The sequence below is a fragment of the Paenibacillus xylanivorans genome (assembly GCF_001280595.1).
Taxonomy (GTDB): Bacteria; Bacillota; Bacilli; order Paenibacillales; family Paenibacillaceae; genus Paenibacillus; species Paenibacillus xylanivorans.
The window spans coordinates 335,689-356,797 of the sequence record NZ_LITU01000059.1; the positions used below are offsets into that span (position 1 = coordinate 335,689).

Below are 21,109 nucleotides of genomic sequence, written 5' to 3' on the forward strand. Positions count from 1 at the left end.
ACTAAATAAATAAACCGCCTTCCATCACGGGAGGCGGTTATTTTACATTCCGTCATCTATGGATTTAATTCAGCATCAGGATCGCCACATGATTCTTATTGGAATTGATCGAAATCCAGTGTGATGGTAAAGTTATCCTGACCTTAAAATAGCATTTTTTTTAATTAAAGGAAGTGTACAAATGACTAACCAAGCATTCAGTAGCAATCAGGCTACTCTGCATTTAAGCGCAGACTGCGAGCAATGTTTTGGTCTATGCTGCGTCGCCTTGCCGTATGGCAAGTCATCTGACTTTGCTTTTGATAAATCCAGTGGCACCCCCTGTCCCAATCTCCGTACCGATAACCGCTGCGGCATCCATACACAGCTGCGACAGAAAGGCTTTAAGGGATGCACGGTATACGACTGTTTTGGGGCAGGACAGAAACTATCGCAAGTTACATATGCAGGCAAGGATTGGCGCGATCATCCCGAATCTGCCACAGAGATGTTCGATTGTTTGCCTGTAATGAAGCAGCTCCATGAGATGATGAGTTATGTCAACGAAATGCTGCATCTGCCGGAAACATCATCGATTCATTCGGCTTTGCAGAACATATACCGGGAAACGGAACGACTAACCAATCTGGAGCCATCTGCCATATTACGTCTCGACATTCCCGCACATCGGGCTGTGGTGAACGAACTGCTTGTACAGGCAAGCGAAATGGTGCGAGCGAAAGCCAAAGCTTCAGATAAGGAACAATCCACATCAAAGACCAAAAAGCGTACCGGAAGAGACTTTCTGGGTGCAAATCTAAAAGGGGCTGACCTTCGGGGAGCGAGCTTCAGAGGTGCCTTAATGATTGCGGCTAACCTACGAAACGCAGATATGAGAAGTACCGATCTGATCGGCGCCGACTTGCGGGATGCGGATCTGGGCGGGGCGGATCTGAGAGGTAGCATCTTTCTGACACAATCCCAGCTCAACTCGGCAAAGGGTAGTGCAGGTACCAGGTTGCCGGATCATTTAAACATTCCTGAACACTGGCTGTAGGGAAGACTATCCCAGTATGAATTTGAGTACGAGTGAATATGAATAGCCCATACATATGCACTAAAAATGCACTAATTCGTTTGTACAACAAACAGCTCGTCCCTCTGTTTGAAAGGACGAGCTGTTTGTGTTGTATCACATTTTAGATATGAATAATCAAGCCTTAGAACTGCAGTAATGAATTAACGGACTACAGCAAGTCGCGGCGAAGGTCCTCAGCCGATTTAGGAGACAGGTGACCGAGTGGAATATCAAATACCGTCTTGGCCCCTTTGTGTCCTTCTAGACTCAAACGTTGTGCGGCTCTTGCATAAGCCACCAGTACGCTTGCGGTAAATTCAGGATTGCTGTCGAGCTTCAGACCAAACTCAATAATTTGTTTCTGGCCTGCGCCTGTAACTCCACTGCGAATGACAAACCCACCGTGTGGCATGCCCTCATGCTCAGCCTTCAATTGCTCTTCGGTAATGAACGTTACCGTTGTATCGTAATCCGAGAAATAGTTCGGCATGGATACAATGGTTTCACGAATCTCGTCTTGGTTCGCACCAGCTTCTTCCACCACATAGCATTGACGCAAATGCTTCTCGCGTGTGGTCAATTCTGGTGTCTCCCCAGCACGAATGCTGTTGATTACTTCTTCAACAGGTACAGTGTATTGCACACCAGCCTTAACGCCCGGAACACGACGGATGGCATCCGAGTGACCTTGGCTGACCCCTTTACCCCAGAACGTGTACTCTTTACCTTCTGGCAGGATCGATTGAGCAAGCAGTCGGTTCATGGAGAACAAGCCTGGGTCCCAACCTGTGGAAATGACGCTTACGTGGCCACCTTGCTCTGCCGCAGCGTTAACTTCTTTATAGAATTCAGGGATTTTGGCATGTGTATCGAAGCTGTCCACCGTATTGAACAATTTTGCAATTGCAGGTGTCTGCTCCGGAAGATCGGTTGCCGAACCTCCACACAGAATCATCACATCAATTTTGCCTATGTATTGCTCAGCAGCAGAGATGTGCTCAAAACGAACCTCTGTACCTTCTGCAACCATCTGCTCCGGGTTACGACGTGTAAATACAGCAACAAGCTCCATATCCGGGTTTTGAGTGATAGCTTTCTCTACACCTTTGCCCAGATTTCCGTAACCTACGATACCAACTTTGACCATGTTCAATCCTCTCCTGTCCTCATCTATAGTTGCCTACTTTATCTAGTATAATGATATAACATAACATGTAAACTGTCAGGTTTCCAGTTTGAAATAAAAATACCTTGCATGCAAAGCAGCAAGGTCAGATGTATTCCCCTTATTCTAATTACGTCCAACCGAATGGATAAAAGGTATAGCATCCACGGAAGAGGTAGCAAACAAGACGGAAACGGACAATACCGTTAAAGACAACAGACAACTTGCCAGAAGTATGGAAAGGAATCTTGATGCGGTTCTGATCTTCTTCATCCACCCTGCCTCCTCATCCTGTTTGCTATATTTTTTCTGGATCATGTTCTTCACAGTTCACCGGACCGCTTCACCAACTTCAAAATTTCATTGGCTACAATATCCGGCTGACTGTTATGGATATCATGTTTGGCGTGTGCCACAGTGACCTGAGCTCCTTGACTGGACCATGAAGCAAAATCGGCTTGATCTGCCTGCCATGCCCGGCTGCCTTCGCTCGGTTTCTCTGAACCCGCCGTCAGAATGGTCAGTGGGAAGGAGAATTCCTTTTTATGCTCCAGGATATGGCCTGCGTTCATCTTGCAATTGCGAATCTCTCCAATCACGTTTTCATTGTAAGCATGCTTGAGAGTGGAAATGGTGGCTGCTTTTCTCATCGATTCCGTGACGAGATCCGGGTTAACGACCAAAGATTCCGTTATCCGATCCGAATGCAGCAATGTACGCACAATTCCTGTTTTCACCAGAAAACGGGCTGAATCGAAATACCAATCCGGTTGCTCCATATCCACAGTGCTGTAATATTCGGGGCTTCCTCCATCGATCATGACTATGCCAGCTACCTCATCGGGATACATTTGTGCAAATCGCATGGTCTCCAGCGATCCGAGAGAATGACCTACCATGATATACGGCGGGCGTTGGCCGGATACTCGCAGCAATTGATGGATTTCCTCCGTAATGGTATCGATATCACGTGGCCGATCCGTATAGTCGCTATACCCGTAACCGAACCGATCATACACCGCAATTTTCACCTGGGATTTCAACTGGTTATACAGTGGGCTGAAATCAACATAAGGATTGGGCGTACCCCAGCCTGAAGCGAGAACCACTGTCGCATTTCCTGTTCCCGTTGTATAGAGATGCATGTTGCGTCCGCTCACCTCATACATCTTGCCCGGTGCAGCATAGGATTTCATGTCCTGTGTCGACTGATATGCCTCATATGCGGTACCTGCCAGCAGCAGAAGTCCCATTGCCAGCATCAGGCCTCCCAGCCCCTTTAACCCTCTCCGTAACCCCTTCTTCATTGTTCTCTACCCCTTACTCCCCGAGTCATCATCTATATGTATTCTTCAATCCTACCTAATTACGGGTCGAAACGGAACAATCCCGGGTCCAGTTCTTTCCCCAACCTAAGTCTAGTTCCGTTCCCCTACCCGTAACATGAAAAATACCATTGATACCTGTACCAAAGGGAAGACAACCGTACAGACAATGTAAAATAACCGCAAGCCCCCGATAACGGAAACCTGCGGTTTGATGGTATTTCTAAAAAAACAAATATACCCTCTGCAATCTACAGTTACAACGTAAGACCCACCGGGCAATGATCGCTGCCCATGACATGACAGTCGATATGCGCATCGGATACCTTCGGAGCCAGTTGATTGGATACAAGGAAGTAATCAATACGCCAGCCCACATTCCGTTCCCTGACCTTCGGCATATAAGACCACCAGCTGTACACATCCGTGCGATCCGGGTACAGATGGCGGAAACTGTCCACATATCCGGCAGCCAGAAGATCGGTCATCTTGCCTCGCTCTTCCAGCGTGAATCCCGAGTTGCCCAGATTGGGCTTCGGATTCTTCAGGTCGATCTCCTGATGGGCTACATTCAGGTCACCACATACGATAACCGGCTTGGTCTGCTCCAATTGCAGGATATAACCCCTGAAGCGATCCTCCCATTCCAGACGGTAAGGAAGCCTAGTCAGATCCCGCTTCGCATTGGGAGTATATACGTTGATTAGATAAAAATGATCAAACTCCAGCGTAATCATCCGGCCTTCCGGTTCGCTGTCTTCCTCTATCCCGTACCAGACAGATAGAGGCTTGATCCGGGTAAATACGGCTGTGCCGGAGTATCCTTTTTTAACAGCATAATTCCAGTATTGATATACGTCTTCTCCCAGATCCATCTCGATCTGTCCTGCCTGCAATTTCGTCTCCTGCACACAGAAAATATCTGCCTGGGTCTCGTGATAATAATCCATGAACCCTTTCGTAACACATGCCCGTAATCCATTCACATTCCAGGACACCAGCTTCATATCCTCATCTCCTCACATCTCCCCAATATAGCATGGGCCAATTCGGGAGGACAAGGCTGAGGTGTGACGGTATCCAAACAGAATGGGGGCTTCCTAAGCCATATACTCACTGATACAGCCAGGATAATGCTTCGGGCAGGTGCTTGGCAAAGAACAAAAGATCATGTGTCCCGCCCTCTTCCTCCACGTAATTCAGCCGCTCAGCAGGATAACCTTGGGCCAGAATCATGCGACACGCTGAACGTGTATTTTCCAGCATCATGGCCTGGGCATTGGCTTTGTACACACCTTCCAGACTCCCAACGTACATATACAACTTCAACCCACCTCGTTCAGCCCAGGAATAGTCCCTCATATAATCGAGGAAACCTTCATACCACATAGAGGCCGATAACGCCCCCACCTTCCCAAAGACATGAGGGAACTCCATCGCCGCAAACAGAGAAATTAGCCCGCCGAGCGAACAGCCGAGTATACCTGTATTCTCTGAATCTGCAAGAGTACGGTAAGACGAGTCCACATACGGTTTCAGCTGCTCAGTGATCGCCTTCAGATATATGCCTCCCTGCCCGCCAAAGGCCGAAAAAGATGCATTTAACGCCGGTACAGGCCATGGTGTATAGTCATCGTTGCGATTGTGAGGTTCAATACCGACCAAAATCAATTCAGGCAGTTTTCCGGAGCGAAAGGAATGATCCAGCAGATTACTGCAGGCTTTGGCTACCGCACCACCATCCTGAATATAAACAACCGGGTAATGACGATTTCCCTCTGTATAAGATGGCGGAAGCAGCAGATGGAGCGTCCAGCCATTAACGGACTCCTGTACCCATTTACTCATGTATGGAACCCTTCCCTCCTGTTTCAAATCTGACTTGTTACATCCGGTTTTTCAGCAGCAAAAAGATGAAATAAGGAACGCCAATGATGGAGATGACGATGCCTACAGGCAGTTCAGCGGGGGCAAATACCGTTTTGCCGATCAAATCCCCTACAACAACCATCGCCATGCCGACCAACCCGGATACCGGAATGACTCGTTTATGGTGAAGCCCCACCAGCCGCCGGGCAATATGGGGCGCGATTAACCCAACAAATCCGATACTTCCGGACACGGCAACACAGGCACTGACGAGCCCAACACTGCCCAGCAACAATATTTTCCTCTCCCGATGAACATCCACACCAAGTCCCATACTGCTGGCCTCTTGCAATTGCATCACATCCAGTACACGGGATTTAGCCCACAGCAATGGAATCAGCAGGACCAGCCATGGAATCATTGCCGATATGTATCGCCAGTTGGCATTATAGATGCTGCCTGTCAGCCATACGGTTGCCATCTCAAAATCTGAGGGGTTCATCTTCAGGGAAAGATAGAGCGTAATTGCACTAAATCCCGAGCCAATGGCAATCCCCACCAGAATGAGCCTCTGGGAATCCAATTGCCCGCGCTCCTGTGCAAACCACAAGATGAGAACGACTGCGGTTAATCCACCCACTAGGCCAAACAGTGGCATCGCCATAATGGATAACCATCCTGTACCTGTTATGGACCCCTGAAACAGAAGCATAAACAGCACCATAGCCGTTCCCGCACCTGCATTAATGCCAAGCATGCCGGGATCCGCCAGCGGATTGCGCGCGATGCCCTGAATTACAGCTCCGGCAATCCCGAGTCCCAGGCCAAGAAGTAGTGCAATGACAATACGCGGCAGCCTGAAGTCAAAAATGACCAGATCATGCTCATGGACAGGGTCCAGCCGCAATAACGTTTTGACGACATCCATCACGGAAATATCAAATGCACCGTTGGTCAGACTGATATAAACGGCTGTTGCAATGATTACTGCGCTAATGAAAAAAACCGCCCATAATCTTCCCCGCTTAGGTTCAGGCATGTTTTCCCCCTCCTTTGGTTTTGATCAGATAAAGGAAGAAAGGAACGCCGAATAATGCGGTGACCACTCCGATTGGTGTTTCAAACGGAGAGTTAATGAAACGGCTCAGAATGTCACACCAGGCCAAAAAGAACCCGCCTAGCAGAGCAGAACACGGAATAATCCAGCGGTAATCCACCCCGAAGAGGAATCGTGCAATATGCGGAACCAACAAACCGACAAAAGCGATTTTGCCCGCCAGAGCCACGGATATTCCCGTCAGGATGACCACACTCAAAATGGATAAGGCCTTGACCCAACCCGTACGCTGCCCCAGGCTTGTTGCGACATCATCACCCATTGAAAGAATAGTGATGGATTTCGAAAGGATAAGGGCTAACGCCAAGCCCACGATGGCAAATGGAATAATCAGCTTGATCATGCCTGGGTCCATCTGATGCAATCTGGCGTTATACCAGAAACTGATCGTTTGGGACACCTGATAATAGGTAGCCACGGCCTGAGATACACCCCCAAGGAATGTACCGATAATTGTACCCAGAATGGCAAGCCGAACAGGCGACATGCCACCCGGCAATAACCAGGCTATGAAAAATACCAGTCCTGCTCCAAGTGCCGATCCCGCCAAAGAATAAAATATAAGACCAAGCGATGACGTATTCGGCATAAATACCATACATAAGGTGATGACCACTACCGACCCATCGGATACCCCCATAATGGAAGGGGATGCAAGATAATTTCTTGTCATCCCCTGCATGAGCGCACCTGACACCGCCAGAAAAGCCCCGATCAATAGAGCACCAATGACACGCGGGAGCCGGGATGACACAATGATCTGGTGATCGATGCTGTCCGTATCAAAATGAAAAATGGCTGCCGTTATGGTCGAAACGTCAATGCTCTTGGCTCCGTACATGACGGACGCCAGAATAGTTACAGCAATGAACAGAGGTGCTGCTGCAAACAGCACCACCGGATTCAATCTTCTCTTTTGCATAGGAGTATACACGCCTTGCTCTAATTATTTGGATAATTGCTCAACTGCCGCCTTCAGGAATTCAATACGGCTCCATGCCGGGCCACCCTCAGCCAATGGATCAATGACATTCACAAAGGCATGATTATCCTTCAGTGCAGTTGTCTTCTGGATAATCGGGTTGTTCTGCAGATCCGTCAGTGCATTCGGGGTGTCGGAGTTCTCAGATGTCTCAAATTGTACAAACACATAATCCGGGTTCATCTCTGCAAACTTCTCCACCGAAAGTGCTTCCTGTGCTTTTGCTGCCTGTATCTCGGCCGGAACCTGGAACCCAAGATCTCCGTACAGAATCGGATTCACAAAGACAGACTCTGGATACACGTACATTTGTCCGTTACGAATACGTACTGCTAGCACCTTTTTGTTTTCCAGCTTGTCCCCCAGCTCAGCTTGGGCAGTTGTCAGTGCAGCCTTATACTGTTCAATCTCCTGATTGGCCTGTTCCTGCTTGCCTGTCAGCTCAGCCAGCAGATTTAGGTTGGCCTCCCAATCCGTAGCGATATGGGACACCTGGATAAATGGTGCAATTTTGCTTAACTGCTCGGCCACTTCAGGCTTAAACTTGGTGGAACCCAGGATAATATCCGGTTTCAGGGACAGAATGGTCTCAAAGTTAGGCTCAATCTTCTGCCCAATGGACTCAGCCTGATCCGTGATAGAGGCGTACATCTCCGGGAATTCACCGCCAAAAGTAATCGCCCCTACTGGGTGTACGTCCAGAACCAGTGCATCCTCCATCGCTTCCATGGAACCTGTAATAACAATACGTTTAACCTCTGTTGGAACTGTGTATTCCTTATCAAGATATTGAATGGTTCGTGTGCCTTCAGCTGCCTCAGCTGTATCCGCTGGACCGGTCGTCTCCGTGGTTCCGGTCGAAGCCGAATTCTCCGCATTCCCTGACGCGTCCTCTTTATTGCCGCACGCTCCCAATACAGCGAGCATACATAACATTACCAACCATAACCCCAATTTCTTTTTCATCTCTGGTGATCCCCCTTCAATAGTTCGATTATTCTAATTGAGAATAATAATCATTATTGAATGATAAACAAGAATGAAGGACAGAACCATGGACTCTGTCCTGAATCTCTATGGATTTTTCACCGATAGCGATCCATCAGATCATCCAGGATGCGTTCGTTGGCGAGAGGCGAGTTCTCAAGCCAGGGGTCAGCCGTAATGATAAACAACCGGTTATTCTGAACGGATTTTATATTTTGCCACAAGGATGTTTTCTGCACATCCTCCCAGAAGGACAACGTCTCACTCTCCTGACATACCATCAGAAATATCCAATCCGTCTGCATTTCATTTAGCTGTTCCAGCGTAATCGGCTCGTTATATATTTCCCCTTCTTCACTGCTGCGGGCTGGTCGGACTGCCAAATCACCGTATAACACTTCCAACATGGAAGGTGAACAATAACGTGTGAACTGATGTTTTAACAAACGGATAACGACAGCATTCTCGTTGCCAAGCTTCTGCTGCATCATCGTTTTGACCTGTTCCGCCTTATGATCATAAGTTTCCAGCCAACTCTTGGCGTCCTGCTGTGCCCCCAGATGTTCAGCCAGGATGTGAAGCTGTGAACGCCAGTTGTGATCTGAGACTGTTAGGTAATGAACAGGCGCAATATCTTCAAGCTGTCTTTTCTCCTCAGGTCGCAAGTGGTCGTAACTGATAATCAAGTCTGGCTGATGCTCTTGCAGAGCCTGAATTTTGGATTGCCACTCCAGATCAATCCGATAGGCACTTAGATGTACAGGGATATCCTTGCCATACATTCGATAGTAATATGATGTCCATTTCGGGTGCAGTGGTGCCGCATAGGGAACCATGTTTAGAGCTAGTAAATGTCCTGTAATTGCAATGTGATAGGCGGCGATTTTACGGCGGCGACTGTTCATATATACCGAAGGGGATATTCCCATGGCTTTTTTGAATTTGCGGCTGAAATAAAATTCGTCCTGGTATCCAACCTGATGGGCAATGTCTCGCAGACGCATTTCAGTACCGGCCATCAGTTGCTTAGCGCGATTAATGCGCAGTGAAGAGATATAATCAGTTGTACTCATTCCGTATCTTCGCTTGAACAGATCCACATAGTATTTCGGACTCAGTCCGGCCATGCCTGCCAGATATTCCACGGTTAGATTCTCATTGGAATGCTCATCGATATAATCTTTGGTACGCTGAATCAACATCTGAGAATCTTCCTTGAGCGGGGGCGATGCTTCAGTAAGACTTGCAAGCAATTGAAGAAACTGCACATGTGCCTGAAAATGCCCCATGGCTCTGCCGCTATGCCACAGGTTGTGTATTTCTTCGCACATAAATGAGAGCTGAACGGTTGGTGATACGGCCAGCTCCTTGCCAGATTTGAACATCGGGGTATCTTTAACCACATGCAAGGTGTCAGGATCATCATAAAGCTCTTGATAAAGGTCAAACCGCACAATCGTTACTTCAGCTCCTTCATCTCCGAAAGAGGTCAGTCCAAAAGTGGATTCGGGTACACAGGAATATACGCCTTGTGCATGGATATGGATATCCCCCCGATCCAGTGTCAATAGGGCTTCACCACCGGTTACCATGACAAGCACATAAGATGAGGTATGTTGCTGGGGAATGTTCCAGTCTGAAGTGGATTTCATTTTTTCCATGTCACGCAATTTTATCGTCAATCTGTCGAGTGGATACGCGGAATCCATCTCTTGATTAGAGTATAAGTTAGGGGAAATCATCTATTTATAGGCCTCCATTTGATAACCATTCTCAATAACTATCATCAGTATATCAAATTTTCGGAGGCCCTCACATCTACCAGTTCTTTCATGATATCTCCTGCCCGTTCAATCACTGGATACAAATCGCAGCGCCCTGCCTATAAATACAGGCAATACAGAGACATGACCTTCATCTTCAAAACAGATAAAATCGGCTCGGACTCCTTCGGCATCGACATGGTTCAACCATTGGGCAAAAGCTCGGGAACGTTCAATCACCCCGCTGGGATGACTCCCCTCCAGCTCTCCTGCTGCAAGAAAAACGTGAATTTCGGAACTGTTATCCGTCATACGGGAAACAAACGTCTCTTGCTGTCGGGCGATCCATGCCGAGTTCCAATGAAGAGACGGACTGCCTGCAATGTAATTTCGGTACGTTCCCGGACGATCCAGTAACAACTGCAAAACAAATAACCCGCCCAGCGAGTGTCCCACAACGGACTGTCTGCTCCGGTCAATGGCATAGCGTCGTTCAATATCCGGCTTCAATTGTTCCTCGATAAATTGGGTGAATGCTTCAGCGCCGCCATGCTCCGGCCAGGTTGCTCCATCTGGCCTCCGGGGTAATTCCCCTTTGGGAACCGACATCATAAAATCATAGTGCCTGTCCGGTGGGAAGGGGGCTCTGGCTGTATACCCTATCCCAACAATAACTGCCGGCACAACCCCGGTCTTCTCCGGACGTAAAGACTGTGCACGCATGGCTTCAACCATCGTACCAAACACCGCATTGGCATCCAGCAGATAGATCACGGGATATCCGGAAGCTGGCGGGGCGCTCTCCGGCACCCAAACTCTGATTTCGTACTCTCTTTCGGTCTGTTCTTCACGCATGCGATAAATGGCTGTTCCCGGCAAAGTTACCTCCGGTTCTGTTCCGTCATGTCTCGTCACTTGTCTCAATGAAATATTCCTCCTGTGGTTGCTACGCTTTAATCTCCGATTATATCCAAGGTCGGTTCAGCCTTCCATGGACGAATCACCTATTTCCATATGGAAAATGCACCGCTATGAAGAATGAATCACCAAAAAGCCGGATTATCGTCCGGCCTGGCCGAGGTAAACCACGGCTTTTTGTATTCCTATGATTATGTTGAAGTATATGTATTTGCGATTTCACCGAACTAAACCAGGGATCTTTTCATTCTGAACAAACGGTCTACCATCTGCACCATAACTGTATTTGAAAGTTACTTTTTTTGTAATTGCTCAAACAAAAAGGACTCGCTGTTGTGCTAGTCCCTTTTTGTTGACAAACAACATTAGTTCTCGGCCTATGGGAACTTTATGTCTAAGAATGTTTTTTGAAAAAGTGAAGTAACGTTTGCCCAAGTGCAGTTAGTATAACTCCCTTACCATCACATTTCGTGCAAGGTTCTTTTTTATCATTAGTAATCACATATTTTTCTCTATTGCAGTTAGGACAAGGGAGCTCCAAATCGTCTGTTGCTATAACTACTGACATAAATAACCCCTTCCTTTTGTAGGACTTGTTGCACCTTTGATTAACATATCAAAAGTAAATTACTTATTCAACTTAGGTCCCTTTTTATTAGCACAAATCCCCACAAAAGAAATAATTGAGAGCGTAACAAAACCGGCACTCCTGATGGAATGGCCGGCTTTGTTCATTATAAAAGAATGGCTCACGCTTTAATGCTATTTAAGACCCGTTGTGGCTATTCCCCGAATGATCTGTTTTTGAAAGCACAGAAAGAGAATGATCAATGGTAGAACCGAAAGTGTTGCTCCGGTCATAATTTGTACCCAGTTGCTGCTGTCCTTGGCCTCGCTGGAGAAGAACGCCATCCCGACCGGAATGGTAAACATCTCCTCAGTTTGTGTAATAATGAGCGGCCAGATGAATGAATTCCAGCTGCCCAGGAATGTCAGAATGCAGAGGGTCGCAAAGGCTGGCCTAACCAGCGGAACTGCAATACGAAGAAAAATGCCCCATTCTCCCATGCCGTCAATTCGTGCCGCGTCCAGTAATTCCGAGGGAAGTGATTCCATGAACTGCTTCATTAGAAAAATGCCAAACCCGGATATTAAGCCTGGAAACAGAATACCCCAGTACGTATCCATACCGTTGAAACTGCTGGATACAAGATACCATGGAATAATCAGCATTTCAGTTGGCACCATTAATGTACTCAGGATGAGTACAAAGATTACCTGTTTTCCCCAGAACGTAAACTTGGCCAAAATGTATCCCGTAATGGAATCAAATACGCAGACACTCACGGTGGCAATGACGGCCACATATAGACTGTTCAACATCCAGCGGGGAAATGGGGTCCCCTGAAAAATGGCCGTATAATTATCCCATGTAACTTTGGAGGGAATCAGGCTTAAAGAGTAGATTTCATCCAGCGTCTTGAACGACGTGGATATCATCCATAGAAACGGAAACACCATTAATCCAAGTCCGAGCGTTAGCAATAGATAACTGAACATTGACCCGGAGTGTTTCCAGCGGAGCGTTGTTCGGGTATCGGCCCATGCGGCAGATCTGCTCATGCTTGAAGAGCACCGTCCTTTCCTTTTACTCCTGTTGAAAACGGCTGCCCAGCACTTTAAGCTGAACCAGTGTCAGCATGAATATGATGGCGAACAGAATGACGGTTGCTGCCGAGGCCAGACCCATATCAAAGCTCTTAAAAGCCAAATTGTATATATGAAGCACGACAGATATGGTGGAGTCCAACGGTCCGCCGCCCGTCATATTCAGCACCTGGGTAAAGGATTGTAGAAATCCGATGCTTGCCATGACGACGGAGAGCAGCATGACCGGGTTCAGCAGGGGGATCGTAATATGGACAAAGCGCTGCCAGCCCGTGGCTCCGTCTATGGCAGCCGCCTCATAATACAATTTGGGGATGTTTTGCAGGCCCGCCAGGAAAATGAGCATCTGAAACCCGATATTCTGCCATACCATCACAGCGATAATCCAGAAGATGGCCTGTGAGGGCGAATACAGGAAAGATTGCGGTCCAAGGCCCATTTCAATAAATAAGGCATTTACAATCCCGTTCTTCATCAGCAGCCACCGGAATATCCAGCTTACCGCCACTACACTGGTTACATACGGAATAAAGTAGGCCGTCCTGAACAATCCGCGCAGCTTCACCACTTGCTGGAGAAGAAGAGCCACGATTAATCCGGCAATTAACTGTGCAGGCACACCAACAACGACGTAGATTCCTGTGTTCACCAGCGACTTTAAAAATAGAGGGTCACTTAGCAGCGTCGTATAATTATCAAAACCTACAAAGGGTTTGTCCGGTGACAGCATGCCCCATTCGCGAAAGCTCACGTTAAAGGAATACAGAATGGGCAAGATGCGGATGACTACAAAATAGATCAGCGGAATCAACAAACCGCCATAAATGAATAACCGCTGTTTATGTCTGTAATTGAGTCTTCCTATTCCCCATCCGAACCATAAACGCCGTTTCGGCCGCGAAGGGATCACCCCGGTAGTCCTCATAACTGCGCAGCCTCCTTGAATGAGAGCTTATTTTTTCTTATCCTGTTTCGCCCAGTAGTCGTCATAGAGCTTCTGGGTTTTGGTCACCAGATCATTGAAGGCCTGTTCTTCCGGCACATGATTAAGCAGCACCTCATCCACAGCGTTAACAAACAGTGTACGCTCCTGCGTCTCATCAATGAAAAAGTGGGCGTTGGCATCGTTCAGCTGAGAGATAAAAGGGCCAAGCAGCGGGTCATTCACATACTTATCCTGAAGAGCCACTTCTTTCTGTGCAGGAAGTTCACCGACCTTCTCCACCCATTGTTCCTGAACACCCTTGCTGATCAAAAACTGTAGGAATGTTGTCGCTGCTTCCAGCTTCTCTCCGGTAACATTGGCAGGAATCGCATTGGCCCAGAATGAGGCCTGTGTGGATTTTCCTTTATAACCCGGCAGCGGTGCGACAGCAAAATTCAAATCGGGAGCGTCTTTTTTGATCGATCCCAATCGATATGAACCATCCACATTGATTGCGGCATGGCCCGTTTTGAATGCATTGGCATCATCGGTGTAAAAGCCGTTAATTCCCACCTTATGCACGGTTGCAAAATCAACCAGATACTTGAATGCTTCAAGCCCTGCGGGTGTATCATTCCAGAGGATTTTCCGACGATCCTCGCTCGTGTCCTTGCCTCCTGCCTGATATAACAATCCGTCACGGAACCAGTGATGAAGCTGAGAACCCGGTTCCCACGCGAAACCCTCTGTCACCAACTGCCCGTTTTTGTCCGTTTCCGTTAATACCTTGGCATCCGAGACAAGTTCTCCCCAAGTCGTAGGCGGTTTGTCGGGATCAAGTCCAGCCTTGGTGAACAAGTCCTTGTTATAAAACAACCCCAGCGTTCTCACGCCTGTAGGCAGAGCATAATAGCTTCCATTAAGCTTTGCGGTATCGACAAAAGGGAAAAATGCCTCGGCAATACCCGGAAAGCTACTTTCAGGCAACGGCTGTAAATAACCGGACTGCACGTATTTGGGCAACCACCCATAATACAGATTGATAACATCCGGTCCTTTTCCGGCGGGTACAAGTGTGGCAACCTTTTGATTGTACTGGTCGTACGGGAAATTGGTTTGTTTGACTTTGATGTTGGGATGTTCAGTCTCGAATTCCTGGATTAAGGTATTGATCAGTTCAACCTTGGCTGGAAATTCGTACTGCCAGTACTCAATAGTGATGGGCTCTGTCTGATCACCCGAAGCTGTAACAGCTGCCGAACCAGACTCTTCGGACGGCTTGGCTGAACAAGCTGTAATGCTCAATAAGAGTATACCTGCAACCAAAAATCGCAGGGTCTTGCTTGGCCTGAATGAAAAATAACCGGATTCCGTCAAGTGAAGCCACTCTCCCCTCTTTTGCAACCAAACTGTTATAACGTTCTTCATATACTTGACTTACACGTTGGTGGAACCGACGGCTTTGCCAACAGGCAGCTTCAACAAACGTCTTGCGTTATTTCCAAAGATGAGTTCAATGTCCGATTCAGGGAAGCGAAGTTCCCGGCATACTCGGATCTGATCCTGCAAATAACGATAGGGATAACCACGCGGGAATCCGCTCGCATCCGTCCCAAAGATGATTCGCTCCGGACCCAGTAGCTCGTATGTTTTGCGGAACAACGTCTCCAAATTCAGCTCATAGGGCATCCAGCGCACCCACTGGTTGGAACCTGAAGTATCGATATAAACGTTAGGGCAGCTCCAGCTTAGATGCAGAAGTTCCTGGAAATAGCCTGCGCCAAAATGTGGGATGATGAACGGAATATCCGGATAGGCACGGGCCGTGTTAAAGATGGCAAGGGGATTGATGTTGGGATGATGAACGATGCCTCCGGCATGACCAAGCATGCCAAAATGAATCAGGACAGGAAGGCGCCGCTCTGCAAGAAATGCCCAAACCGGATCGAGCGAAGGCGAGTCAAAGGGAATCTGGGTTAGTGGGCCAAACAACTTGTATCCCCGTAATCCCAGTTCATCAACCGCCCGTCGAAGTTCAGTCACTGCATCCTCATTTTCAATGGGATGATAGGCAAAACCGGTAAACCGATCCGGGTATATGGAAATTTGTTCAGCCAGATTGTCGTTATCCAGAGCCGTCAAAAAGTTAAGTCCGGCAATATTGTATTTGTTCAATTCATCCACCCACCGTTGGATTAACGGCCTCGCTGCTTCCTCTCCCTGTTCCTCCACCGCTGGAAAATCCCAGGTTAGTCGCATTCGCTCACTGCGTTCCTTGCCATAGCGCGTCACCAATTCATGAGTTTTATGTGAGGAAAACAGAAGTTTATAGGGCAGATGGGCATGGATATCAAAAACTCGAAAGTCGGGATTGGAGAACATTGTTTTTGCTCCTTCCGTTTAGGTGTAATACCGACTAATCAGGTCGGAATGTTTAGTTCAAAACTCTACCACTATTTTGGAATACATACAACTTTATCCTTAATCAGAATTTTCTATTGTTGTATCGGCTTTCTCTATAACCTGTTCTATTGACTACCGTGGATTTCAAAACTAGATTATGCTGTATAAGATGGGTCTCTGGAAAATAAACGGAAGGAGGGATCGTTATATCACCAACGTATGATGTCATTATCGTTGGAGCCGGATCGATGGGCATGAGTGCAGGATACTACCTGTCACGAAGCGGATTGAAGGTGTTGCTGATTGATGCCTTTGATCCCCCACATACTGAAGGCAGCCATCATGGAGAACCCCGGCTTATCCGCCATGTGTACAGTGGTGGACCTGACTATATAGCCATGGCCCTTCTGGCGCAGGAGCTGTGGGAAGAACTGGAGGATACGACCGGAACCCAATTGTTTGTTCCTTCCGGCGTCTTAAATATAGTGGACCCGGACGTCCACTCTTTTCACAATCGTTTAACCCATGCTAACGATGCGGGGATTCGATATGAAACCATGCGTGCAGACGAGATCATGAAACGCTGGCCAGGCATTGAGGTGCCTGAACATTACGAGGGAATGTATGAGCCTGATGCAGGATATTTGTTTAGTGAGCGCTGCGTGCTCGCCTTCCGTCAGGCAGCCGAAGCATGGGGAGCGACTCTGTTGACGCATACACGTGTTGAACATATCGAGTGCAGCGCAGATTCTGTTGGAGTCATAACATCTGCTGGCGAAACGTACTATGCGAACCAGGTCATTCTCAGTGCCGGGGCATGGTTTCAGACGCTGAAACCGTTCGTGAACCTTCCCATTCGAGCTGTACGCAAAACCGTGGGATGGTTCGATGCACCAGAGGCATTGTTCGCCGAGGATCACTTTCCCGGTTTCACGCTGGCCGGACAAGATGGTGGATATTATGGATTTCCGAGCATTGGCGGGACTGGTCTGAAGATTGGCCGTCACGATACAGGACAGGAGTGGACATTAGGCAGTACCCTGGCTCCCTTCGGCTCTGATGAAACGGATGAGGGTGATCTACGGAGGTTGCTTGAACTTCGGATGCCTCTGGCAGCGGGAAAGCTGAAGCGTGGTGCGGTATGCAAATACGAGTTCACACCGGATGAAGATTTTATTATCGACCGTCACCCTGCCCATGACCATGTATGGCTGGCAGGCGGATTTTCCGGTCATGGCTTCAAATTTGCAAGTGCAGTAGGCAAAATATTGTCTGACTTGGTGCAAACAGGTCATACGGATCAGGATATTGGGCGATTTTCCCTTTCACGTTTTCGGTAGAGCAGCAACCCTGGAAAGTTCTATATGTACTCGCAGTAAACGAACCCGATTCAGTGTATCGGGGTAAACTCCTTTCTTGAACCATGCAGTGAGGATAGAGCACCATGTTCAAGAAAGGAGTACCATAACAAAGCTTAATTCAATTCAGCAGTCTGCACACTCATTTCTAATTCACCTTGACCCAGCTCCATTGCTGGTTAGCTCCACCATTGTCCGCCCATTGAATAGTCGAAGCACCTGCAGTAGTGGAGCTCTGGTTGATATCAACGGTTAAGCCGCTATTGCGGTTCACGAGCACAAGATAACCTCCAACATCCACCGGTAACCACTGTTGATTGTTGCCTCCGTTATCCTGCCATTGAATCAAGGCAGCTCCTCCTTGAGTGGAACTCTGATTCACGTCCAGCAGCAGACCACTGCCTACGTTACGGATCTTATAATAACCGTTGCCAGCAGACTCCAACTTCCATTGCTGGTTCGCTGCGCCATTGTCATTCCACTGGATAATCGTTGCACCCCCAGCAGTGGAAGCTCCATTCACATCCAGAGCGAGACCACTGTTCCGGTTGATCAGCTTATAGATCGCCCCGGATTCATATCCTGTACTGCCGTTATACGTCGCGCCGGATATGACATAGGTTGTAACCGAGCCTGCTTTGGCGGTTGCTGTAAACTTTTTATTCTGAATGTTGATGTTGGTCAGTTGCTGCAACTTCTCCGTAGAGGATGTCCGATGTACTTGAGCAGAAGTTCCAACGCTGGTAAATCGACTTAGATCATAAGTGACACTTGTATCCGTCGATTCCGAGTTGGTGGTGACCAGCACAACTTTGCCGGAAGAAGCATCATAGGCGGCAAGCGTATTGGCATCACTCATGCCGATGATCTTATATCCGGGACGAATAAACTTGCTGTAGTTGCCCATTACATAATATTTCTGATTCACGGTGTAGCTGGTCGTTTGCGTGTTATTCAGTACGTTTTTGAAAAATCCCCAGCCATCCGCACTATCCACGGCCTGCCAATACACCCACGCACTCGCCCCCATGTTGCGTATATCCTTGAGGATCGTGTGTGACATCGTTAGTCCGCTGGCATCCCCGTCTCCATATTCTGAGGTCCAAAGATGTTTTCCCGCTGAAGTCGCTGTATTCCGCAACGATGCCCGATTGCTTCCGCCATAGGTATGTGTGTTAATCTGACTGATTGCAGACTTCACGGCACTGCTGTAACTGTTGAAAGAAGTGGTTGTGTCATCCAGGCTGTATTCTTCCGGCGCGCTCAGCTTCGTCGACAATCCCTTTGCTGTGAGTGAAGATTGCACCTGGCTCAAAATCGTGTTCTGATCTGCCCGATCAAAGTGCATGCCCTCCTGATTATTGCCCAGCTTCCACCAAGTGGAGATCGGTTCATTGAGCGGGGTTACCGTATCGAACGTGATGCCCCAGTTATCCCGGAAGTGCTTGACTACCTCTGTGAGATAATCAGCAAAATCATCATAGTAATCCGGCTTCAGATTATTGCCGCCATTCGCCGCACCGGATACACTTCCGCTAATGGTCATCCAGTAGGGTGCCGAGTTCGCAAAGGCTTCAAAGACGTTGACTCCATACGATTTGGCGGCTTGCAGCATATACCTCTGATTGGCATCTGCATTCCAGTCATACACACCCGGGGAAGGCTGATATCCCGGCACGGCTTTGCGATATTCCAGAACATTCGATGAAGGATTATCGCCACCTCCAATGTTATAACGAAGAACATTCAGACCTAACCCGGTTGTTGGGCTAAACATCTTTTCCGCATATTCATCCCGATTGGAGTACTCTCCAACTACCTTCCCCCACCAGGCAAGGGACGTTCCCCAACCTTCGATAGTCTGATATTGCTTCGAGGGATCAGCCGTGGCTGTATAAGAACCCGCAGCGGATGCTTCCGTACCCAAGCTCCCTGTAATAAGACTTCCTGCCATGAGCAGGGCGCCCAATCGTTTTAACCATTTCATTCGATTCACTCCTTCAGAAGTAAAATGGGTTTAATTGAGTCTTTTCACGCTTTACTGTACCGTCTCCCTGAAGGTCGCATCTGCTTTATCAATCGCCGTCACCATTGGTTCCAGTCGAAGCACGCTGTTCACATGTCTCAAGTAACGGTCTGGGTAATTCAATGATGCGTAAGAAGTCCAGGAAGAATTGGCAAGACCATTAACACGCTTGAACGTGGCATCACTTTTGAAGGTTGCACTGCCATCATTTTTCACAAGTACAATGTCATAGTTGTAATGCCTCAGAAAGTAGCCTGGATAATTGATAGACTCGAACGAAACTGCTGATGAATCAGCCAGTCCAGGAACGATGCGAAACTGTGAATCTACCGCAGGACTGACATTGGTGTCAATTCGGGCCTGATAGTTGTAATGGCGGATATAGCTACCCGGCACATTGTACGATTCCAGCCTTCGAATATCGCCTGGCTGTCCTGTCTCCTTCAACACAGTCATGTGCCGAACCAATCCGGTCAATCCGGCAAGCTCCTGCTTTGCACTCCATGTCTGAAACCCGTCGGCAGAGTCACTGTAATAATATTTTTGCGTGGAATATCCGTCAAAATAGATTCGCCAGGAACCGTTATCCAGCTGGACGAGCGCAGGTCCCTCTACCCAGGAACCCCATCCTGCCCAATCTCCCGTCCCTTTGAACGTGTAAGGTCCGGTGAGAGAAGTAGCAGTAGCATATTCGATATACTTGGTAGTCTCATTCTTGGTGAATGCATGGTAGGTTGAGCCGGTCTTGACGATGAAGGTATCGATGTAGTTGGGTGCAATGCCTGCAAGCTCTGTGGCAGCAGACCATGTTGTAGAAGACAGCGTTGCATTGGTCGCCGTGATGACATAAGGTTTGAAGTTCTCATAGTTGCCTGGGGAGATGGACACGATGATGCTCAGACTGCCGTTGCTGTCTTTGAACCATTCCGGTGCCCAGGTATGTGCAATCGTAGTGGGTGCAGATAGCGTAATATTGCGGACAAACGTCCAGTTCACCTTATCCGGGCTGGATGCGATGCCGATCGTATTGCCTGACCAGTTCGTAGTATAAACGACATAATACAGCCCATCCGTATGCTTCATGATGCTGGGATCACGGATCAGATTGGCCGGGGGTGTATAGGCAGGCCCTTTAAGCAAACCGTAATTCGTCGCATTGTAGGATTCGTAGATATACAGATTGGATTCACTCGTATTGGTAAAAGCCGAGATCGTGTAGACACTTGTTGCTGCTCTGGCTGTATTGGGAAATAACGTGATGAATAGAAGCACAGCTCCGAGCAGCATGATCATGCCGGACTTACAAGTAGTGAACAACCTTGTACTCCATCTTTTCGTTGTGAACATGGGTCATCTCCTTATCCAAAATGTGGGACAGGAATATCTTTCTTTTGCCAAACATCCCCCCCCCTCACAGATCATGTGACAACAAGCCATTCTATTATGTAAACGGTTTCAATAAGTGCAATAGCAATTCTCGTCGTCCATCATTTTAGCCGAGCTGCCCGGAGATTCAGAATCTATAGATTCAATCATCCGAGCAGTC

The 21,109-nt window shown here is 48.0% G+C and carries 19 protein-coding genes; 2 read left to right on the top strand and 17 right to left on the bottom strand.

Features of this window, described 5'->3' with window-relative positions; genetic code table 11:
• Nucleotides 1-181 precede the first annotated feature (181 nt).
• A complete protein-coding gene (locus AMS66_RS14500; protein WP_053781457.1) occupies nt 182-1,036 on the top strand; it encodes a pentapeptide repeat-containing protein in 855 nt (284 codons plus the stop codon).
• 190 nt (nt 1,037-1,226) lie between these two features.
• Here AMS66_RS14500 and AMS66_RS14505 read toward each other — a convergent pair whose 3' ends face one another.
• The 15 genes from AMS66_RS14505 to AMS66_RS14570 all read right to left on the bottom strand — a co-directional run bounded on the left by AMS66_RS14505 (nt 1,227) and on the right by AMS66_RS14570 (nt 16,158).
• Nucleotides 1,227-2,204, bottom strand: a complete 978-nt coding sequence (locus tag AMS66_RS14505; RefSeq protein ID WP_407944544.1) for a diaminopimelate dehydrogenase — start codon at nt 2,202-2,204, stop codon at nt 1,227-1,229.
• Nucleotides 2,205-2,348: 144 nt separating this feature from the next.
• Nucleotides 2,349-2,495 carry a hypothetical protein gene (locus AMS66_RS32720; RefSeq protein ID WP_160319687.1) on the bottom strand — a complete coding sequence of 49 codons (147 nt, stop codon included), beginning with the start codon at nt 2,493-2,495 and terminating at the stop codon, nt 2,349-2,351.
• Nucleotides 2,496-2,545: 50 nt separating this feature from the next.
• A complete protein-coding gene (locus AMS66_RS14510) occupies nt 2,546-3,529 on the bottom strand; it encodes an alpha/beta hydrolase (protein WP_053781459.1) in 984 nt (327 codons plus the stop codon).
• A 275-nt stretch (nt 3,530-3,804) separates the two neighbouring features.
• Nucleotides 3,805-4,554, bottom strand: coding sequence for an exodeoxyribonuclease III (locus tag AMS66_RS14515; RefSeq protein ID WP_053781460.1), 750 nt, complete (start codon nt 4,552-4,554; stop codon nt 3,805-3,807).
• Between the two features lie 106 nt (nt 4,555-4,660).
• The gene (locus AMS66_RS14520) at nt 4,661-5,395 is read right to left on the bottom strand and encodes an alpha/beta hydrolase (protein WP_053781461.1); all 735 of its coding nucleotides are present in this window, start codon (nt 5,393-5,395) and stop codon (nt 4,661-4,663) included.
• A 37-nt stretch (nt 5,396-5,432) separates the two neighbouring features.
• Nucleotides 5,433-6,455 carry a FecCD family ABC transporter permease gene (locus AMS66_RS14525; protein ID WP_053781462.1) on the bottom strand — a complete coding sequence of 341 codons (1,023 nt, stop codon included), beginning with the start codon at nt 6,453-6,455 and terminating at the stop codon, nt 5,433-5,435.
• Nucleotides 6,448-7,455, bottom strand: a complete 1,008-nt coding sequence (locus AMS66_RS14530) for a FecCD family ABC transporter permease (protein ID WP_024628652.1) — start codon at nt 7,453-7,455, stop codon at nt 6,448-6,450. Before AMS66_RS14530 ends, AMS66_RS14525 begins: the two co-directional genes overlap by 8 nt.
• A gap of 24 nt (nt 7,456-7,479) precedes the next feature.
• The gene (locus AMS66_RS14535; RefSeq protein ID WP_053781463.1) at nt 7,480-8,481 is read right to left on the bottom strand and encodes an ABC transporter substrate-binding protein; all 1,002 of its coding nucleotides are present in this window, start codon (nt 8,479-8,481) and stop codon (nt 7,480-7,482) included.
• Between the two features lie 119 nt (nt 8,482-8,600).
• A complete protein-coding gene (locus AMS66_RS14540) occupies nt 8,601-10,163 on the bottom strand; it encodes an AraC family transcriptional regulator (RefSeq protein WP_236703402.1) in 1,563 nt (520 codons plus the stop codon).
• Nucleotides 10,164-10,352: 189 nt separating this feature from the next.
• Nucleotides 10,353-11,189 (bottom strand): alpha/beta hydrolase, encoded by an 837-nt coding sequence (locus tag AMS66_RS14545; RefSeq protein WP_053781465.1) that lies wholly within the window; start codon nt 11,187-11,189, stop codon nt 10,353-10,355.
• Between the two features lie 388 nt (nt 11,190-11,577).
• Nucleotides 11,578-11,751 carry a tryptophan RNA-binding attenuation protein gene (locus AMS66_RS14550; protein ID WP_053781466.1) on the bottom strand — a complete coding sequence of 58 codons (174 nt, stop codon included), beginning with the start codon at nt 11,749-11,751 and terminating at the stop codon, nt 11,578-11,580.
• A gap of 194 nt (nt 11,752-11,945) precedes the next feature.
• Nucleotides 11,946-12,806: a carbohydrate ABC transporter permease gene (locus AMS66_RS14555; RefSeq protein WP_053781467.1), complete on the bottom strand. Its 861-nt coding sequence runs from the start codon at nt 12,804-12,806 to the stop codon at nt 11,946-11,948.
• Nucleotides 12,807-12,831: 25 nt separating this feature from the next.
• Nucleotides 12,832-13,776: a carbohydrate ABC transporter permease gene (locus tag AMS66_RS14560; protein ID WP_082350699.1), complete on the bottom strand. Its 945-nt coding sequence runs from the start codon at nt 13,774-13,776 to the stop codon at nt 12,832-12,834.
• Between the two features lie 27 nt (nt 13,777-13,803).
• On the bottom strand, nt 13,804-15,153 hold the full coding sequence (locus tag AMS66_RS14565) for an extracellular solute-binding protein (protein WP_236703403.1): 1,350 nt from the start codon (nt 15,151-15,153) through the stop codon (nt 13,804-13,806).
• A gap of 60 nt (nt 15,154-15,213) precedes the next feature.
• The gene (locus AMS66_RS14570; RefSeq protein WP_053781468.1) at nt 15,214-16,158 is read right to left on the bottom strand and encodes an amidohydrolase family protein; all 945 of its coding nucleotides are present in this window, start codon (nt 16,156-16,158) and stop codon (nt 15,214-15,216) included.
• A 227-nt stretch (nt 16,159-16,385) separates the two neighbouring features.
• Here AMS66_RS14570 and solA point away from each other — a divergent pair, with 227 nt between their 5' ends.
• Nucleotides 16,386-17,519, top strand: coding sequence for an N-methyl-L-tryptophan oxidase (gene solA, locus AMS66_RS14575; RefSeq protein ID WP_456238479.1), 1,134 nt, complete (start codon nt 16,386-16,388; stop codon nt 17,517-17,519).
• Nucleotides 17,520-17,685: 166 nt separating this feature from the next.
• On the opposite strand, the gene AMS66_RS14580 is transcribed toward solA, so the two are convergent.
• Nucleotides 17,686-19,524: an RICIN domain-containing protein gene (locus tag AMS66_RS14580; protein WP_053781470.1), complete on the bottom strand. Its 1,839-nt coding sequence runs from the start codon at nt 19,522-19,524 to the stop codon at nt 17,686-17,688.
• Between the two features lie 51 nt (nt 19,525-19,575).
• Nucleotides 19,576-20,910, bottom strand: coding sequence for a glycoside hydrolase family 43 protein (locus AMS66_RS14585; RefSeq protein ID WP_053781471.1), 1,335 nt, complete (start codon nt 20,908-20,910; stop codon nt 19,576-19,578).
• Between the last annotated feature and the right edge of the window lie 199 nt (nt 20,911-21,109).

Coding starts and splice junctions, on each gene's coding strand:
- AMS66_RS14500 (WP_053781457.1), top strand. CDS start 182: ATGACTAACCAAGCATTCAGTAGCAATCAGGCTACTCTGCATTTAAGC.
- AMS66_RS14505 (WP_407944544.1), bottom strand. CDS start 2,204: ATGGTCAAAGTTGGTATCGTAGGTTACGGAAATCTGGGCAAAGGTGTA.
- AMS66_RS32720 (WP_160319687.1), bottom strand. CDS start 2,495: ATGAAGAAGATCAGAACCGCATCAAGATTCCTTTCCATACTTCTGGCA.
- AMS66_RS14510 (WP_053781459.1), bottom strand. CDS start 3,529: ATGAAGAAGGGGTTACGGAGAGGGTTAAAGGGGCTGGGAGGCCTGATG.
- AMS66_RS14515 (WP_053781460.1), bottom strand. CDS start 4,554: ATGAAGCTGGTGTCCTGGAATGTGAATGGATTACGGGCATGTGTTACG.
- AMS66_RS14520 (WP_053781461.1), bottom strand. CDS start 5,395: ATGAGTAAATGGGTACAGGAGTCCGTTAATGGCTGGACGCTCCATCTG.
- AMS66_RS14525 (WP_053781462.1), bottom strand. CDS start 6,455: ATGCCTGAACCTAAGCGGGGAAGATTATGGGCGGTTTTTTTCATTAGC.
- AMS66_RS14530 (WP_024628652.1), bottom strand. CDS start 7,455: ATGCAAAAGAGAAGATTGAATCCGGTGGTGCTGTTTGCAGCAGCACCT.
- AMS66_RS14535 (WP_053781463.1), bottom strand. CDS start 8,481: ATGAAAAAGAAATTGGGGTTATGGTTGGTAATGTTATGTATGCTCGCT.
- AMS66_RS14540 (WP_236703402.1), bottom strand. CDS start 10,163: ATGGAAAAAATGAAATCCACTTCAGACTGGAACATTCCCCAGCAACAT.
- AMS66_RS14550 (WP_053781466.1), bottom strand. CDS start 11,751: ATGTCAGTAGTTATAGCAACAGACGATTTGGAGCTCCCTTGTCCTAAC.
- AMS66_RS14555 (WP_053781467.1), bottom strand. CDS start 12,806: ATGAGCAGATCTGCCGCATGGGCCGATACCCGAACAACGCTCCGCTGG.
- AMS66_RS14560 (WP_082350699.1), bottom strand. CDS start 13,776: ATGAGGACTACCGGGGTGATCCCTTCGCGGCCGAAACGGCGTTTATGG.
- AMS66_RS14570 (WP_053781468.1), bottom strand. CDS start 16,158: ATGTTCTCCAATCCCGACTTTCGAGTTTTTGATATCCATGCCCATCTG.
- AMS66_RS14580 (WP_053781470.1), bottom strand. CDS start 19,524: ATGAAATGGTTAAAACGATTGGGCGCCCTGCTCATGGCAGGAAGTCTT.
- AMS66_RS14585 (WP_053781471.1), bottom strand. CDS start 20,910: ATGTTCACAACGAAAAGATGGAGTACAAGGTTGTTCACTACTTGTAAG.